Annotated in this window: 15 protein-coding genes; 3 read left to right on the forward strand and 12 right to left on the reverse strand. The window is 57.1% G+C overall.

Annotated features, from left to right (window positions below):
• The 8 genes from yvcK to hprK form a co-directional block, all read right to left on the reverse strand.
• Positions 1 to 996 carry a YvcK family protein gene (yvcK, locus tag L971_RS03845; RefSeq protein ID WP_024370428.1) on the reverse strand — a complete coding sequence of 332 codons (996 nt, stop codon included), beginning with the start codon at positions 994 to 996 and terminating at the stop codon, positions 1 to 3.
• Between the two features lies 1 nt (position 997).
• Positions 998 to 1,870, reverse strand: coding sequence for an RNase adapter RapZ (gene rapZ, locus L971_RS03850; RefSeq protein WP_024370429.1), 873 nt, complete (start codon positions 1,868 to 1,870; stop codon positions 998 to 1,000).
• A gap of 123 nt (positions 1,871 to 1,993) precedes the next feature.
• Positions 1,994 to 2,947 carry a thioredoxin-disulfide reductase gene (gene trxB / locus L971_RS03855; protein WP_024370430.1) on the reverse strand — a complete coding sequence of 318 codons (954 nt, stop codon included), beginning with the start codon at positions 2,945 to 2,947 and terminating at the stop codon, positions 1,994 to 1,996.
• A gap of 68 nt (positions 2,948 to 3,015) precedes the next feature.
• Complete coding sequence (locus L971_RS03860) at positions 3,016 to 4,488, reverse strand: lipopolysaccharide assembly protein LapB (protein ID WP_047374384.1); 1,473 nt, start codon at positions 4,486 to 4,488, stop codon at positions 3,016 to 3,018.
• 295 nt (positions 4,489 to 4,783) lie between these two features.
• The gene (locus L971_RS03865) at positions 4,784 to 5,266 is read right to left on the reverse strand and encodes a DapH/DapD/GlmU-related protein (protein ID WP_024370432.1); all 483 of its coding nucleotides are present in this window, start codon (positions 5,264 to 5,266) and stop codon (positions 4,784 to 4,786) included.
• Positions 5,259 to 5,909, reverse strand: coding sequence for a pyrophosphatase PpaX (gene ppaX, locus L971_RS03870; protein ID WP_029693658.1), 651 nt, complete (start codon positions 5,907 to 5,909; stop codon positions 5,259 to 5,261). The genes L971_RS03865 and ppaX overlap by 8 nt, the downstream gene beginning before the upstream one ends.
• Positions 5,909 to 6,727 (reverse strand): prolipoprotein diacylglyceryl transferase, encoded by an 819-nt coding sequence (gene lgt / locus L971_RS03875; RefSeq protein ID WP_047374386.1) that lies wholly within the window; start codon positions 6,725 to 6,727, stop codon positions 5,909 to 5,911. Before lgt ends, ppaX begins: the two co-directional genes overlap by 1 nt.
• On the reverse strand, positions 6,727 to 7,665 hold the full coding sequence (gene hprK, locus L971_RS03880; protein ID WP_024370435.1) for an HPr(Ser) kinase/phosphatase: 939 nt from the start codon (positions 7,663 to 7,665) through the stop codon (positions 6,727 to 6,729). Before hprK ends, lgt begins: the two co-directional genes overlap by 1 nt.
• Before the next feature lie 154 nt (positions 7,666 to 7,819).
• Between hprK and L971_RS03885 the strand changes: the two genes are divergently transcribed.
• A complete protein-coding gene (locus L971_RS03885) occupies positions 7,820 to 8,176 on the forward strand; it encodes a hypothetical protein (protein WP_029334589.1) in 357 nt (118 codons plus the stop codon).
• Between the two features lie 44 nt (positions 8,177 to 8,220).
• Here L971_RS03885 and L971_RS03890 read toward each other — a convergent pair whose 3' ends face one another.
• The 4 genes from L971_RS03890 to uvrB all read right to left on the reverse strand — a co-directional run bounded on the left by L971_RS03890 (position 8,221) and on the right by uvrB (position 14,728).
• Positions 8,221 to 8,580 (reverse strand): hypothetical protein, encoded by a 360-nt coding sequence (locus tag L971_RS03890; protein WP_047374389.1) that lies wholly within the window; start codon positions 8,578 to 8,580, stop codon positions 8,221 to 8,223.
• A gap of 53 nt (positions 8,581 to 8,633) precedes the next feature.
• Positions 8,634 to 9,812: a DUF4097 family beta strand repeat-containing protein gene (locus L971_RS03895; protein ID WP_047374391.1), complete on the reverse strand. Its 1,179-nt coding sequence runs from the start codon at positions 9,810 to 9,812 to the stop codon at positions 8,634 to 8,636.
• Positions 9,813 to 9,877: 65 nt separating this feature from the next.
• Positions 9,878 to 12,751: an excinuclease ABC subunit UvrA gene (gene uvrA, locus L971_RS03900; protein WP_047374393.1), complete on the reverse strand. Its 2,874-nt coding sequence runs from the start codon at positions 12,749 to 12,751 to the stop codon at positions 9,878 to 9,880.
• Complete coding sequence (gene uvrB / locus L971_RS03905) at positions 12,752 to 14,728, reverse strand: excinuclease ABC subunit UvrB (protein WP_029334587.1); 1,977 nt, start codon at positions 14,726 to 14,728, stop codon at positions 12,752 to 12,754. It abuts the gene before it with no gap.
• 144 nt (positions 14,729 to 14,872) lie between these two features.
• Here uvrB and L971_RS03910 point away from each other — a divergent pair, with 144 nt between their 5' ends.
• Entirely contained in the window at positions 14,873 to 15,709 is an 837-nt protein-coding gene (locus L971_RS03910) for a sulfite exporter TauE/SafE family protein (protein ID WP_052200258.1), read from the forward strand.
• 118 nt (positions 15,710 to 15,827) lie between these two features.
• A complete protein-coding gene (locus tag L971_RS03915; RefSeq protein WP_047374395.1) occupies positions 15,828 to 16,535 on the forward strand; it encodes an MIP/aquaporin family protein in 708 nt (235 codons plus the stop codon).
• The last annotated feature ends 27 nt before the right edge of the window (positions 16,536 to 16,562 follow it).

Genomic DNA, 16,562 nt, shown 5'->3' on the forward strand with positions numbered 1-16,562 from the left:
CTATTTCAATTCAAGCTCCTGGAACGAGCGTGGTTTCTTGATCCTTAGGACGCGTTGCATGACGAGCCCGGCAATCGCGTCCGAGTCGTGACGGATGTAATCGCGGTTATAGTCGACGATATCTCCGGCCAAGACGTTCGTGCCGTGGTTGCGGAGCTTCTTCCGGTCGAACCGGACTTCTTCCGAACCGTCCTCGAGGTACCGTTCTAAATACCCGTCCTCGATCGGCTCGTTGTTGACGACGATCGTATCAATCGTCGCCTTGCCGAGGTATGCCTCGACCGCCTTCAAGTGCTTCATTGCGTCATACCCTTTCGTCTCACCTGGCTGGGTCATGACGTTGCATATATAGACGACGGGCACGCCGGCGTCGACGATCGCCTCCCGCACTTCCGGGATCAACAAGTTCGGGATGATACTCGTGTAGAGGCTACCCGGTCCGAGCACGATGACGTCGGCTTCTTTGATTGCCTCGACGACGCCCGGGGCCGGCTTGATGCCGTCCTCGAGCAAGAACAACCGTTTGATCGGCTTCTCGACGAGCGGGATCTTCGATTCGCCTTTGACGATCGTCCCGTCCTCGAACTCGGCCGCGAGCGTCATGAGCGTCTCCGTCACCGGGAGCACCCGGCCTTGGGCGTTCAACAGCTGCGACAAAACGTCGATAGCTTTGACGAACGAGCCTTCACAAATATGCGTCGCCGCCGTCAACATGAGGTTGCCGAGCGAATGCCCTTCGAGTCCGTATCCGCTGTCAAACCGATACTGCAAAATCTTGTCCATGAGCGGCTCGACCTCAGATAAGGCGAGAATGACGTTGCGGATGTCCCCTGGCGGCAACATGTGGAACTCGTCGCGGAGCCGTCCCGAGCTCCCACCGTCATCTCCGACCGTGACAATGGCCGTGATGTCGAGCGGATAGTGCTTCAATCCACGGACGAGTGTCGATAATCCGGTACCGCCCCCGATGGCGACGACTTTTCGATCGCGTCTCATCTTATTTCTCCTTCGTCGCGTGCGCAAGGTCGCGATGGACGGTCTTGACGTTGTAGCGCTCCGCGAAATGTTCCGACACTTTTTCGGCGAACGTGATCGACCGATGTTTCCCGCCCGTACAACCGAAGGCGACGACGACTTGCGTCTTCCCTTCCCGTTTGTACTGCGGCAACAAGAATTCGAGCATGTCGATCAACTTCTTATAGAACGCCCGCGCCTCGGGATGCGACATGACGTATTCCTGCACTTCGCTCGTCTGACCCGTGAGCGGACGGAGCTCCGGGATGTAGAACGGGTTCGTGATGAAGCGGACGTCGAACAACAGGTCGATGTCGAGCGGTACGCCGTGCTTGAAGCCGAACGACATGAAGTTGACCGTGAACGGGATGCGCTCTTCATTGAACTGCAGCAAGATGCGGTCTTTGAGCATTTGCGGTTTCAAATCGCTCGTGTCGTACAGCGTGTGCGCCCGGTCGCGGAACCCTTCGAGCAGTTCACGCTCCATCTGGATGCCGACGAGCGGCGCGTCTTCCGGTGCGAGCGGATGCGACCGGCGCGTCTCTTTATAACGCCTTACGAGCACTTCGTCGCGTGTGTCGAGATAAAGCAGATGCGGGTGCACGCTCTTTTGTTCCAAATCATCGATGACGATGAACAGACTGTCGATGAAGTCCCGCGTTCGCGTGTCGATGGCGACCGCGATCTTCGGACGGACCGAGCTGATGACATCGATCAATTGCGGCAACAAGACCGGCGGCAAGTTATCGACGCAAAAATAGCCGAGGTCCTCAAAGCTATTCATCGCGACCGATTTCCCGGCCCCGCTCATCCCGCTGATGATGATCAATTCTTCTAATCCTTTAAAGTCTTCCATATCGCTGACGCCCCCTTATTTTGACAACCGAGCCGTGTGTGTAGCTCTCTTCATTCTATAGTATAGCGAACGCTCGAAAAAAAGAGAAGGGATTGCGGTCGCCCGCAATGCCTTCTCCGTAAATCACGCGTTTTGTTCGTGCAACGCCTCGAGGAGTCCCTCGATATAATGTTGCGCGTTTTGCGCGGCGATCGATCCGTCGTTCGTCGCGGTGACGACTTGACGGAGCGTCTTGTCGCGAACGTCGCCGGCTGCGAAAATCCCAGGGATCTTCGTCTCCATCGCTTCGTTCGTGACGATATAGCCTTGCTCGTTCGTGATGCCGAGGTCTTTGACGAAACCGGTGATCGGGTTCATGCCGATGTAGATGAACACACCGTCAATCGCATGCTCCGACTCCGTGCCGTCGATCGTGCTGACGAGACGGGCCCCGCCGACCTTGCCGTCGACTTCTGTGATCTCTTGGAGCGTATGGTTCCAGATGAAGTCGATTTTCGGGTTATCGAACGCCCGTTTTTGCAAGATTTTTTGGGCGCGCAGCTCGTCGCGACGGTGGACGATCGTCACTTTGTTCGCGAAACGTGTCAAGAACACACCTTCTTCGACGGCCGAGTCGCCGCCGCCGATGACGAATAAGTCTTTTCCTTTGAAGAACGCCCCGTCACAGACCGCACAGTACGAGACACCGCGGCCGCCGAGTTCTTCTTCACCCGGGACGCCGATTTTCTTATACTGGGCGCCTGAAGCGAGAATGATCGCCCGTGCTTTGTAGTCACGGTTATGGGCGTGGACGATTTTATACTCTTGTTCGTCCGAGATGCTCTGGACGTCGCCGTACGCATATTCCGCGCCGAACGCTTTCGAGTGGTCGAACATCTTCTGCGACAGGTCCGGTCCGAGGATGCTGTCGTAACCTGGATAGTTTTCGATATCTTCCGTGTTCGCCATCTGGCCACCTGGGATGCCTCGTTCGATCATGAGTGTCGACAAGTTGGCACGTGACGCGTAAAGCGCCGCCGTCATACCGGCTGGGCCGGCCCCGATGATGATGACGTCATAGATTTTTTCTTCTGTCATTAGGATTCCACCTCTGCATGAAATTGATTGACTTCAGTATATGAAACCTAGGGAGGTATCGTCTATCTTTATGCTCGTTCGAGTTGTTGCTTGTACGAGCGGATCGTGTCCGTCAACGTGTCGACCGTGATCCCGAACGCGTCGGCACAGTCGGAGAGGACGAGCGCGTCCCGTTTCGCATAAAACATCCAGACGAGCGCCGCGGCCGATGCCGTGACGTCATCGAACGAATAACCAGTGAGCAACAAGCGTGAGAACCGCTCATAGAAGTCACCTTCTAGGCTCATCTGCTCTGCTTCCGGGACGTGGCGTTCGGCCAAGATGAGCGCCTCGTAGGCCCGCTCGATCCGCACGTCGCCTTTAAACGGCAAGGCACAGATGACGGCCTGGCACTTCTTCGCGAAGGCGGTGACCGTCTCGTCGTCTGTGACCGTGTTCGTGAGCGCGAGCGCCTCGAACGCCTCGTCGTCTTCAAGCTTCGAGATGATTCGGATGATCTCGATGCGCGCCAAATCATCTTCTTGACGCAAGCCTTGGACGAGCGCCGAGCGGAACTCCAGGTTGTCTCGGATATCGAACGACTGCTTGTCCTCGATTTGCTTCGATTGCTCACCATTTAAATAGGTCGCCGCTTCTTCAAGACGTCCGGTCTTGTAGGCGGAGACGCTGAGCCAATGCCCAAACAGTGAATCCCCACGGAAGCCCCGCTCTTGCAAGAGACGGAGTTCTTCGTAGGCGTGATCGTAATGCCCGACGAGCGCGAGCGTCGTCGCGAGTTTATAGCGCATCTCGAATTGGAGCGGACGGACGCGTGTGAGCGGTGCCGACAGATGTAGCGCCGCGACCGATTGTCCGGCCTCGTGGAGCAACATGATCGTGTTCAAGATCGCATGCAAGTTGCCCGGGTTCTCATCGAGCACGTATTCGAGTGTCTCGAACGCCGTCTCATCGTTTCCGAGATAAAAGTGGACGATGGCCAAGTTGTTATACGCCGGCCAAAATGCCGGGTAGCGGTCGATCAACCGTTCGAGCGTCGACTTGGCGGCGAAGAGCCGGCCTTTGTCGATTTGACGCTGCGCCTCGGTGTGCCACGTGATCAACTCATCTTCTTCCTCGTCCTCGAGCTCTTTTTCGAGTTCGATCAATTCGAGCAACGACTGGACCGACTCTGCGTACGGACCGTGTGCTTCTTGCTCGAGGTAACGGCTCGCGTACGTCGCCGCTTCTTCATATTGAGAGATGTAGGCGCAGTTGCTCGCGAGGTGGTAAAGTGCCTCTGTCGCCGTATCATCGAGTTCAAGCACCCGTTTCCACACGTCGTTGGCGTGGTAGACCTCTCCTACTTCAAATAACAGTTCAGCGTACTGTTTATGATAGTCGACGCGATGCGCTGCGGCTGTCGTAGCTTCAGCCATGAAAAAAGTCGCTTCATCTAGGCGACCTTCTCGTAACGCACGACGACCTCTATAGTAGTGGAGCTCCGCAGCGAGCGGAGATTCTGGTTCGGGTAGCGTCATTAGTGCTTCATAGTTCGCTTCCATATTCTAAATCCCCCACATCAGTTCTTAATCATTTTTTAGTTGCAGGGTTAAGAATACCGCACTCAATCCGCGAGAGCAACTGAAAAACTTAAAAAAAATCGGGACTATATTCCTTCTATAATGAATATATTTTATAGGGTCTTATAAATGCTTTTCAGCAAAAACATGCATCCACGCTCAAGGCGCATGAAGACACAAAAAAGCGGCATCACTTGTTTAAAATGTGATACCGCTCAAGTATTTTCCAGCCGTGACATCTGTCACGACGGTAAAATGATTTCGTGCTAAATTGTGTCTATTTCGTGTCAACGGTCTGCAGTTTGGCACCGATGACGTGTTCACCCGGCAAGACGTCGCGGTGGACGACGGCACCGGCACCAACGACGGCCCGATCCCCGATCGTGACACCCGGCAAGATCGTCACGTTCGCCCCGATCAACACGTCGTCCCCGATCGAGACGTCCCCGATCCGATACTCATCGACGAGATATTCGTGGCAAAGGATCGTCGTGTTGAAGCCGACGACCGTGTTGCGGCCGATCGAGATACGTTCCGGAAACATGACGTCCGGCGTCACCATGAGGGCGAGCGCGCTATACGGACCGATGCGCATGCCGAGGAACGTCCGGTACAGCCAGCGTTTCGCCTTCACAGAAGGAAAGAACCGACCGACGAGCACGACCGTCGTGTTTTTGAACACACGGAGGAACCGGATCGTCCGGTACATCTGCCAGAGCGGGTTCGGCCCATCGAGACGGAATCGCTCCGTCTTACGCATGGACCGTGACCTCGTCGAGCCACGCCTCGAAGTGTTCCATCGACTCGATGATGACGTCCGGCTCGAGCGACTCGAGGAACGCGCGGCCTTTGAGCGCCCAACCGACGGCGACCGTCTTCGTGCCGGCGTTCTTGCCGCTGAAGATGTCCGTATCGTTGTCCCCGACCATGACGGCCCGGTCCGCCGTCGAACCGAGCGCCCGGAGCGCTTGCTCGACCGGCTCGGCGTGCGGCTTCTCGTTCTCGACGTCATCGGCTGTCACGACGACGCCGAACAAGTGGTCGATGTTGAACAAGCGCAAACCGTGCTCGACGACCGGGCGCCCTTTCGACGTGACGACGCCGAGCTTGTACCCTTTCGCGTGCAGACGGTGCAACCCGTCGATCACACCTGGATACTCGGCGACGAGCGCGTCGTGCATCGCGATGTTGAAGCTGCGGTAAAACGCCTGCATCTCTTTCCACTCCGGCTCGTTCAATTCGCGGAACGACTTCTCGAGCGTCGGCCCGATGAACGGGTACAAGTCTTCATCCCGATACGTCTGTTCCGGGAAGTAGTAGCTGAGTGTGTGACGGAAGCTCGCGAGGATGAGCGGATTCGTGTCGAGCAACGTTCCGTCCAAATCAAATAACAACGTATCCATCAATCAAACAGTCCTTTCTCTGAAGGGTCATTGTAACGTTTCGCATGGCGGCGCACGACCATCATGACGATCCCGAAGATGATCATCGCGATCGAGACGAGTTGGGCCGTCCGCAGGTCACCGGCCATGAGGCTGTCGGTGCGGAGTCCTTCAATGTAGAAGCGGCCGATCGAGTACCAGACGAGGTACGACAAGAAGATGTAGCCGCGCGGCGGGTTGCCGACCATGCGCCAGACGACGAGCAAGATGACACCGATGATGTTCCAGACGCTCTCGAACAAGAACGTCGGCAAGTAGTATGCCCCGTCGATATACATCTGGTTGACGATCCAATCCGGTAGGAACAACGTCTCTTTTAAGAAACGACTCGTCGTCTCGGCCCCATGCGCTTCTTGGTTCATGAAGTTGCCCCAGCGCCCGACGGCTTGTCCGAGCAGGAGCGATGGCGCCAAAATGTCCGTCACTTTCCAAAACGACATCGACTTGCGCATGCTGTAGATGACGACGACGAGCAGCGCCCCGAAGATGGCACCGTGAATCGCGATCCCGCCTTGGCGGATATCGATGATTTGTCCAAGGTTTTGGCTGTAGTAGTCCCATTGGAAGACGACATAGTAGAGACGGGCGAAGACGATGCTGATCGGGATCGACCAGATGACGACGTCGACGAGCCGCTCCGAATCATAGTTGATGCGTTTCGCCTCGAACAAGGCGAGCACGAGTCCGAGCATCGCCCCGAAGGCGATGATCATCCCGTACCAGTAAATCGGGAGCGACCCGATCTCGAACGCTACACGGTCAAACGTCGGTTCCACCATTATTCCATGTCCCCTTCGTTATCGTGGATCGCGTTCGCGAGACGTTCGGCGAACTCTTCCGCGGTATTGATGCCCATGTTCTGCAGGCGGTAGTTCATCGCCGCGACTTCGACGATGACGGCCAAGTTACGTCCCGGACGGACCGGGATCGTGAGGAGCGGCACTTCGCTGTCGATGATTTTCATCGTGTTGTGGTCGAGTCCGACGCGGTCATACACTTTGCCCGCATCCCAGTTCTCAAGGTTGATGATCAAACTGATCTTCTTATGTGACCGGACGGCTCCGGCCCCGAACAGCGTCATGACGTCGATGATTCCGATTCCGCGAATCTCGAGCAAGTGACGGATCAGTTTCGGTGCCGATCCGACGAGCAATTGGTCGCCCGTCTGACGGATCTCGACCGAATCGTCGGCGACGAGGCGGTGCCCCCGCTTGACGAGTTCGAGCGCGGTCTCGGATTTCCCGACGCCGCTCTGCCCTTTGATGAGGACGCCGACGCCATAAATGTCGACGAGCACGCCGTGCATCGCCGTCATCGGTGCGAGTTCCATCTCGAGGAAGTTCGTGATCTGCGACTCAATCGACGTCGTCACCGCGTTCGTGCGCATGAGCGGCACGTTCGCCGTCTCAGCCTCTTCTTCGATCTCTTTCGGGATATCGAAACCGCGGGTGATGAGGATGCCCGGTGTCGATTCCGTGCACAAGATCTTCGCCCGCTCGCGCCGGCTCTCTTCAGACAGGCTCGCGTAGAACGTGAGCTCCGTCTTCCCGAGCACTTGCAGGCGATTTTTCGCATAGTGGGTATAGTAGCCGGCGAGGACGAGTCCCGGACGACTGAGGTCTGGTGTGGCGACCGGACGATGGAGTCCTTCTTCACCGGAAATGACTTGAAGTTTGAAGCGCTCAACGAGTTGAGCCGTGCGTACGATATTTTGCATGAGTATCTGCCCCTTTCACGCTCATTATTGTATCATAGCTCTCACGCGTTCGTGTCAGCGAAAGTGAGTCGCGGCGTGTCAGAAAAAAGAAGTGAAACTAATCGGCCAACATTTCGTAGAACGGGTATAGACCATATGAGGAGGTGAAAAACGCATGAACTCACTATTTTTGATTGCCATCGTCTTTATTTTTATCGTCGGGATCGCGGCGCTCGTCTATTTAATCAAGTCGCTCATCGATATGTGGCGCGAATATACCACGACGAAAAACGAAACCGTGCTCTTGTTGTTCATCTTGAACATCGTCGGCGTCTTCTTGTCGGGCTCGCTCCTGTCGATGATCGTCGCTATCATCTTCTACTGGAACCGGTCGAAGAAGATGCGGAACCTCGGGATCTTCTTGCTCATCGCCGGACCGATCTTGATCATCTTGTTGATCATCGGCTCGTTCACGTTGTATGATGCCCCGATGATGGATTGGGAACAGATGGAGTATGAAATGAATCTGTGACGAAAGAACGCCCGAAGGCACGATGCCTTCGGGCGTTTTAGGTCTCATTCGCTCGGCATATAGCCGATCACTTCGTTCGTCTCCGGCGCGAGCAAGACGGTCGGGACGCCGATGACGCTGTCAGGTTCGGCCTCGAACGACACCGCGAGCACCTCTTCCCCGATCCACGTATCATCGAACAGCTCGACACCGTCCGCGACGACGACACGACGCACCTCGGCGCTTTGCCCATCATCGGCCGCCGTCCCCTCCCAGTTCCGCGCGGTGGCGTAGGACCAGGCGACGGCGATCGCTTCGTCATCAGCCGGCTCGTTTCCATTGACGACGCGTTGCTCCTCGTCGCATCCGACGAGCAACAGCACCGCAATCATCATCCATCCGTACACGGAAACAAATCGTCGCATCTCATCCCTCCCCCCTACAAAAGAACCCGAAGGCTAGGCCTCCGGGTCATGCGTCACTTCTGATGGAACGGGTTGTTCAAGTCGCCGGGATTGACCGGGTCGACCGGGTCAACCGGGTCAACCGGTTCGTGCTTGTCTTCCTCGAGGAACGTCGACGGCGGGTGCTGTGAACCGTGCTCGAGGTCGATTGTGCCGGTACGTGTGCCGGCCTCGACTTCGATGCGCGGCGTCTGCCCGCGGCCTGATACGAATTCGAGACGGCGCTGGGCGACGTCTTTCCGGTCGCGGACGATCTCGAGTTCGTCCAAGTTGCAGTGGAGTCCACCGAAGTTCGTCTCGAGCTCCCCTTCGACCTCGACACCGTGCGGCAAGACGAGACGGACGTTACCGGCGAGCGAAGCGAGTTCGAGCTTGGCCGCACGTGCCGTCGCGAGCTCGGCCCGGATGTTGCCGTTCCCGGTTTTGAGCGACGCCTTGTCATACTTCCCGCTCACGATGACCGCACCGTTTCCGGTCCGGACGTGGACGAGTTCCGTCTCGACACCGTCGACCTCGACCGTGCCGTTGCCCGTGTTGAGCAACAGTTCCGACGCATGCACGTCATGGAGCACGACGCGGCCGTTCGCCGTCTGGACGCGGACGCTCTCGACGTCGAGCCCGTCGGCACGGACTTCCCCGTTGAGCGTCTGGACGTGAAGATGGTCGAAATGATGATGCGGGACGTACAGTTCGACGTGTGCGCGGACGAGCTTGTCTCGGAGCGACACGACGAGGCGGTCACCGATGACGGAATGCTTCACCGCCGATTGGAGCTGTTCAAGCGCCTTGTCCGCATCCTGTTGCCGGAGCGGGCGGCCCGTGACGATCAGTTCGCACTCCTCGTTGTCCGACGAGACGATCGTCGCCGAGGCGTTGAACAAGTCGAGCGAAATGTCTTTCCCGGTGAACGGGAACGATTTCGAGTACGTCACTTCTGGCCCGAAGTTCGAGCTGAACGAGAAGTCGCTGTCACGAAGCTTCGTGACGAGCCCTTCGACCGCGGACGTCAGTTTCGTCGTCAGTGACTCGACCGAGTACGCGTCGACCTTTTCCGTCTCTTGATACTCTTCGAGCGCTTGGACGCGCTCCGGCTCTAACTTCTCGAGCCGTTCGAGCTGGGTCATCCCTTCCTCGATTGTCAACTTGCCGTCTTTTACTTGCTGGAGAATCAGTTCACGCATTTCTTGTTTCACGTTCGTTTCCCCCTTCGATTTGGTTACACGTCAATCATGTTCCCGTTTCTCATCATTTCTATACCTTACTTCCGTTTTCCTGCTTTCGGTTTCGCCCGAGCCGCATCGCGCTCTAACACCGGCTTCAAATACTTGCCGGTGTAAGAACCCGTCACTTCGGCGACTTCTTCCGGCGTCCCCGTGGCGACGATCATCCCGCCGCCGTCTCCGCCTTCCGGACCGAGGTCGATCAAGTAGTCGGCCGACTTGATGACGTCGAGGTTATGCTCGATGACGAGCACCGTGTCCCCGTTCTCGACGAGACGCTGCAGCACTTTCAACAAGCGCGCGATATCGTCGACGTGGAGCCCGGTCGTCGGTTCGTCCAAAATGTAAATCGTCTTCCCGGTCGACCGTTTATGGAGCTCGGAGGCGAGCTTGACGCGTTGCGCCTCCCCGCCCGACAGCTCGGTCGCCGGTTGGCCGAGTTTCATGTAGCCGAGACCGACGTCATGGATCGTCTGGATCTTCCGCTTAATTTTCGGAATTTTGTCAAAGAAGTCGAGTCCTTCCTCGATCGTCATGTCGAGCACGTCGGCGATCGTCTTGCCTTTGTACTTCACTTCGAGCGTCTCGCGGTTATAGCGTTTCCCGTGACACACCTCACACGGGACGTACACGTCAGGGAGGAAGTGCATCTCAATCTTGATGATGCCGTCCCCGCGGCACGCCTCGCAGCGTCCGCCTTTGACGTTGAAACTGAAGCGGCCTTTCTTATAGCCGCGCATCTTCGCCTCGTTCGTCGTGGCGAACACGTCGCGGATATCGTCGAACACGCCCGTGTACGTCGCCGGGTTCGATCGCGGCGTCCGTCCGATCGGGGACTGGTCGATGTCGATGACTTTGTCAATCTGGTCGAGCCCTTCAATCTTCTTGTGTTTCCCTGGCTTCGCCTTGGCCCGGTTGATATGATGGGCGAGCGACTTGTACAAAATCTCGTTGATGAGCGTCGACTTCCCTGAACCGGAGACGCCCGTCACGGCGATGAACATGCCGAGCGGGATCGAGACGTCGACCCCTTTCAAGTTGTTCTCTTCCGCCTTCAAGATTTTGAGGAACCGTTCGTCCGGCACTTTCCGTTCCGCCGGGAGCGGGATGAACTTCTTGCCGGCCAAATATTGACCGGTGAGCGATTTTCGGTTTTTCATGAGCTGCTTCGGCGTGCCGGCGGCGATGACTTCGCCCCCATGCTCGCCCGCCCCCGGTCCGATGTCGATCAAGTAGTCGGCTTCCATCATCGTGTCCTCATCATGCTCGACGACGATGAGCGTGTTGCCGATGTCGCGCATCTGCTTGAGCGTCGCGATCAAGCGGTCGTTGTCACGCTGATGAAGCCCGATCGACGGCTCGTCCAAGACGTACAAGACGCCCGTGAGCCGTGAACCGATTTGCGTGGCGAGACGGATCCGTTGCGCTTCCCCGCCCGAGAGCGTCCCGGCCGCCCGTGACAGCGTCAAGTAGTCGAGCCCGACGTTGTTGAGGAAACTGAGCCGCTCGCAAATCTCTTGCAAGATCAGGCGCGCGATGGCGATGTCTTTCTCGCTCAGCTCGTTCATGATCGAATCGAACAGCTTGATGGCGTTGACGACGGACAGCTCGGTCACGTGCCCGATATGTTGCCCCGTGATCTTGACGGCGAGCGTCTCTTCTTTCAGACGATAGCCGTTGCACGTCGGACAGGCGTGTGTCGCCATGTACATCTCCATCTGTTCACGGATATAGTCGGACGTCGTCTCTTTATAGCGGCGCTCGATGTTGCGGAGCACCCCTTCGAAGAAGATCGTGTTCGTCCGGACTTGACCGAAGTCGTTCTCATAGCGGAACAAGAACGACTCTTCGTCCGTCCCTTTCAAGACGAGGTTTTGGTCTCGTTCCGACAGCCGTTCGAACGGCACGTCCATGTCGATGTCGAAGTGGTTGCACATCGCGGCGAGCAGTTGCGGATAGTATTGCGAACTCGTCGGTTGCCACGCGGCGACCGCGCCTTCTTTCAACGTCTTCGTCGGGTCCGGGATGACGAGTTCCGGGTCGACGTCGAGTTTCGTGCCGAGACCGTCACACGTCGGACAAGCGCCGAACGGTGAGTTGAACGAGAACATGCGCGGTTCGAGCTCACCGATCGAGAAGCCGCAAATCGGGCAGGCGTGATGCTCGCTGAACAACAGCTCGCTCCCGTCCATCTTGTCGATGATGGCCCGGCCGTCGGCGAGTCGGAGCGCCGTCTCGAGTGAGTCGGCGAGACGCCCTTCGACGTCTGGTCGGACGACGAGCCGGTCGACGACGACTTCGATCGAATGCTTCTTGTTTTTGTCGAGTTCGATGTCCTCGGTCAATTCGACCGTCTCCCCGTTGACGCGGACACGGACGAACCCTTCTTTCTTGAGTGAGTCGAACACTTTGACGTGCGTCCCTTTTCGCCCGGAGACGATCGGCGCCAAGATCTGCAGACGCGTCTTCTCTGGAAGCTCCATCACTTGGTCGACCATTTGCGAGATCGTCTGGCTCGAGATCTCGATGCCGTGGTTCGGACAGACCGGTTTGCCGATGCGGGCGAACAAGAGCCGTAAGTAATCGTAAATCTCGGTGACCGTCCCGACCGTCGAGCGCGGGTTCCGGCTCGTCGTCTTTTGATCAATCGAGATGGCCGGACTGAGGCCTTCAATCGTGTCGACGTCCGGTTTGTCCATCTGTCCGAGGAACTGACGGGCGTAAGCGGACAAGCTCTCAACATAACGGCGCTGCCCTTCGGCGTAAATCGTGTCGAACGCGAGCGAGGACTTCCCTGAACCGGACAAGCCCGTCAAGACGACGAGCTGGTCCCGCGGGATCTCGATATCGATGTTTTTCAAGTTGTTGACGCGCGCCCCTTTGATGACGATCGCATTTTTCTTTTCAGCCATTTAACTCCCTACCTTCAACTCCAAGATTAAGTCACGCAATTCGGCCGCCCGTTCGAACTGGAGGTCGCGGGCCGCTTGTTTCATCTCTTCTTCTAGTTTGGCGATCGCCGCCTCGCGCTCGGCCGGTTTCATCGAGCTGAGCGACTCGAGCACTTCTTCCTCGGCATCGACCGTCGCGCGGATGACGCCGCGCACTTCTTTGCGGATCGTCTGCGGCGTGATGCCGTGTTCTTCGTTGTACGCCTGTTGGATCGAACGCCGGCGGTCGGTCTCTTCGATCGCCCGTGTCATCGAGTCGGTCATCTTGTCGGCGAACAAGATGACGTGACCGTTCGAGTTCCGCGCCGCCCGGCCGATCGTCTGGATGAGCGAACGGTCCGAACGGAGGAACCCTTCCTTGTCGGCGTCGAGGATCGTGACGAGACTCACTTCCGGGATATCGAGCCCTTCCCGGAGCAAGTTGATGCCGACGAGGACGTCGTACTTGCCGAGGCGCAGGTCACGGATGATCTCAATCCGCTCGAGCGTCTTGATTTCCGAGTGCATATAGTTGACCTTGATGCCCGCCTCCCGGAGATAGTCCGATAAGTCTTCGGCCATCTTCTTCGTGAGCGTCGTCACGAGGACGCGCTCGTCGCGTTTGATGCGTTCGCGGATTTGGTCCATCAAGTAATCGATTTGGCCTTTGATCGGGTGGATCTCGATCGTCGGGTCGAGGAGTCCCGTCGGCCGGATGATCTGTTCGACCATATGCGGTGTATGTTCGAGCTCATACGGCCCCGGCGTCGCCGAGATGAAGATCGCTTGACTGAGCTTCTTCTCGAACTCATCGAATTTGAGCGGTCGGTTGTCTTTCGCCGATGGCAACCGGAAGCCGTGATCGACGAGCACTTGTTTCCGGGCCTGGTCTCCGTTGTACATCCCGCGCACTTGCGGGAGCGTCACGTGCGACTCATCGGCGACGAGCAAGAAGTCTTTCGGGAAGTAGTCGATGAGCGTGTATGGCGTCGCCCCTGCCTCCGTCAAGTTCAAGTGTCGCGAATAGTTCTCGATGCCTGAGCAGTAGCCCATCTCACGCATCATCTCGAGGTCATAGTTCGTCCGCTGCTCGAGCCGTTGCGCTTCGAGCAGTTTTCCTTCCTCCCGGAACTTCGCGAGCTGCTCTTCAAGCTCGGCCTCGATGTTGACGATCGCTTTTTGCAGCTTCTCGTCGCGGGTGACGAAGTGGGATGCCGGGAAGATTGAGACGTGTTCCCGGTCGGCGATGATCTCACCGGTGAGCGGGTCCATCTCACGGATGCGGTCGATCTCATCACCGAAAAACTCGACGCGCAAGCACTGCTCGTCGCGTGAGGCCGGGAAAATCTCGACGACGTCTCCGCGCACACGGAACCGGCCGCGCTGGAAATCGATGTCGTTCCGCTCGTATTGAATGTCGATCAGCTTGCGGAGCATCTGGTCACGTCCGAGCTCTTTCCCGACCCGGAGGCTCAAGACGAGACTGTTATACTCTTCCGGGTTACCGAGACCGTAGATGCACGATACCGAGGCGACGATGATGACGTCTTCCCGCTCGAACAAGGCCGACGTCGCCGAGTGGCGGAGCTTGTCGATCTCGTCGTTGATCGAGGCGTCTTTCTCGATGAACGTGTCGGTCGACGGCACGTACGCCTCCGGCTGATAGTAATCGTAATAGCTGACGAAATATTCGACGGCGTTGTTCGGGAAAAACTCTTTGAACTCGGAATAGAGTTGGCCGGCGAGCGTCTTGTTGTGGGCTAGGACGAGCGTCGGCTTCTTCACTTCTTGGATGACGTTCGACACGGTGAACGTCTTACCGGTACCCGTCGCACCGAGCAGCGTCTGGTAACGATCACCTCGGTTGACCCCTTCGACGAGCTCTCGAATCGCCTCCGGCTGGTCACCTGCCGGACTGTATTCCGATTGTAATTCGAACGGAACGTTGATCTTGTCCATGTATATTCCTCGCTTTCTGTTCCTTGCATATTGACTTGATTATAGCACATACACGAACAAATATTCGCTTCTGACACGCTTCCCAAACCGTCCCGCTTTTCAGTATGATGAAAAGTGAATCTACTGAGAAACGAGTTGGTCATCATGTGGTCATTGCTCTTCATCCCGCTCGGTGCCCTCGTCGGCGCGTTGTCCGGCTTCTTCGGCATCGGCGGCGGTGTCATCATCGTCCCGGTGCTCCTCTTCAACGGCTATACGGCGGCCGAGGCCGTCGCGACGTCCCTTCTGTTCGTCGTCGGAACGAGCCTGTCAGGTGCGAAAAAGCATACGTCGCTCGGCAACGTGTCATGGCCGACGGGTGTGACGATCGGACTCGTCGGTGCCGTGACGGCACAACTGTCGAGCCGCCTCGTCCTCACCATCTCGGGGACGTACGATTGGTTGCTCAATATTTTCTATTTGGCTATCCTATCTTATTTTGCCGTTACGCTGTTAAAGAAAACATCAAAACCAAAACCGAAGCGCTCGCCTCTTCTCGCCGGGGTCACGATCGGGGCTGTCGCCGGCCTGTTGTCGGCGCTCCTCGGCATCGGTGGCGGCTTCCTCATCGTTCCGCTTCTCGTCAGTTGGCTCGGGTTCTCCTCACACCGTGCGGTCGGGACGAGCCTTGCCGCCGTCTTGTTCATCGCGCTCGGCGGCCTCGCCGGTTATCTTCCGTCGCTCCAGCTCGATTACATCGTGCCGGCGGCGTTGCTTCTCGGGGCATTCATCGGCGCGCCGGTCGGGGCGGCGCTCACGGGCCGTTATCGCGAGAAAGAGATCTCGCGCCGGCTCGGCTTCCTCTATATCGCCGTCATCTTGTCGATTTCACTCGATTTGACGGCGGCGCTATGGACACCTCTTTCCTACGCCAGCTTAGCTGTACTCTGCTTGTTCCTCGTCGCAATCAGCGTCGATTTCTTCAAGCGGGTCACCCAGTAAAAACCACTTGCGACATGAAAAAGTGGTTTTTTTGAATATCTTGGTTTTGAAGCGCTTTCAATTGGGGGATATAATGAAGTGGTAAGTCAAAATTCAATATGGGAAAGGGGAGTATCACATGTCAGCATTTGTCAGTGAAATTATCGGGACGATGTTACTCATTTTGCTCGGTAACGGTGTCGTCGCCGGCGTCGTCCTCCGTCATTCAAAAGCGGAGAATGCAGGCTGGATCGTCATCACGTTCGGTTGGGGCTTCGCCGTCATGGTCGGGGTTTACGCCGCCGGTATTTACGGAGGGGCGCACATCAACCCGGCCGTCACGATCGGTCTTGCGACGAGCGGGGCATTTCCTTGGGCCGACGTACCGATGTACATTCTCGCCCAGTTCATCGGGGCGTTCATCGGGGCCGTCCTCGTGTATGTCCACTACAAACCGCACTATGACGTGACGGACGATCCGGGTGCCAAACTTGCGACGTTCTCGACCGCACCAGGTATCCGCAACACGCCGTTCAACTTGGTCTCAGAGATCATCGGGACGTTCGTCCTCGTGTTCGGACTTCTATCGTTCGGGGCGAACACGTTCGCCGATGGCTTGAATCCGTTAATCGTCGCCTTCTTGATCGTTTCGATCGGTCTCTCGCTCGGGGGCACGACCGGTTATGCGATCAACCCGGCCCGTGACCTCGGTCCGCGGATTGCACATGCGATACTCCCGATCAAAGGGAAAGGGACGTCAGATTGGGGCTACTCTTGGATCCCGGTCGTCGGACCGATCATCGGTGCCGTCATCGCCGCCCTCGTCTATGGCATTCTCGTCCCATAATCACAACTTCTAAGGAGGCACTATTTC

The organism is Exiguobacterium sp. ZOR0005 (assembly GCF_000798975.1).
Taxonomy (GTDB): domain Bacteria; phylum Bacillota; class Bacilli; order Exiguobacteriales; family Exiguobacteriaceae; genus Exiguobacterium; species Exiguobacterium aurantiacum.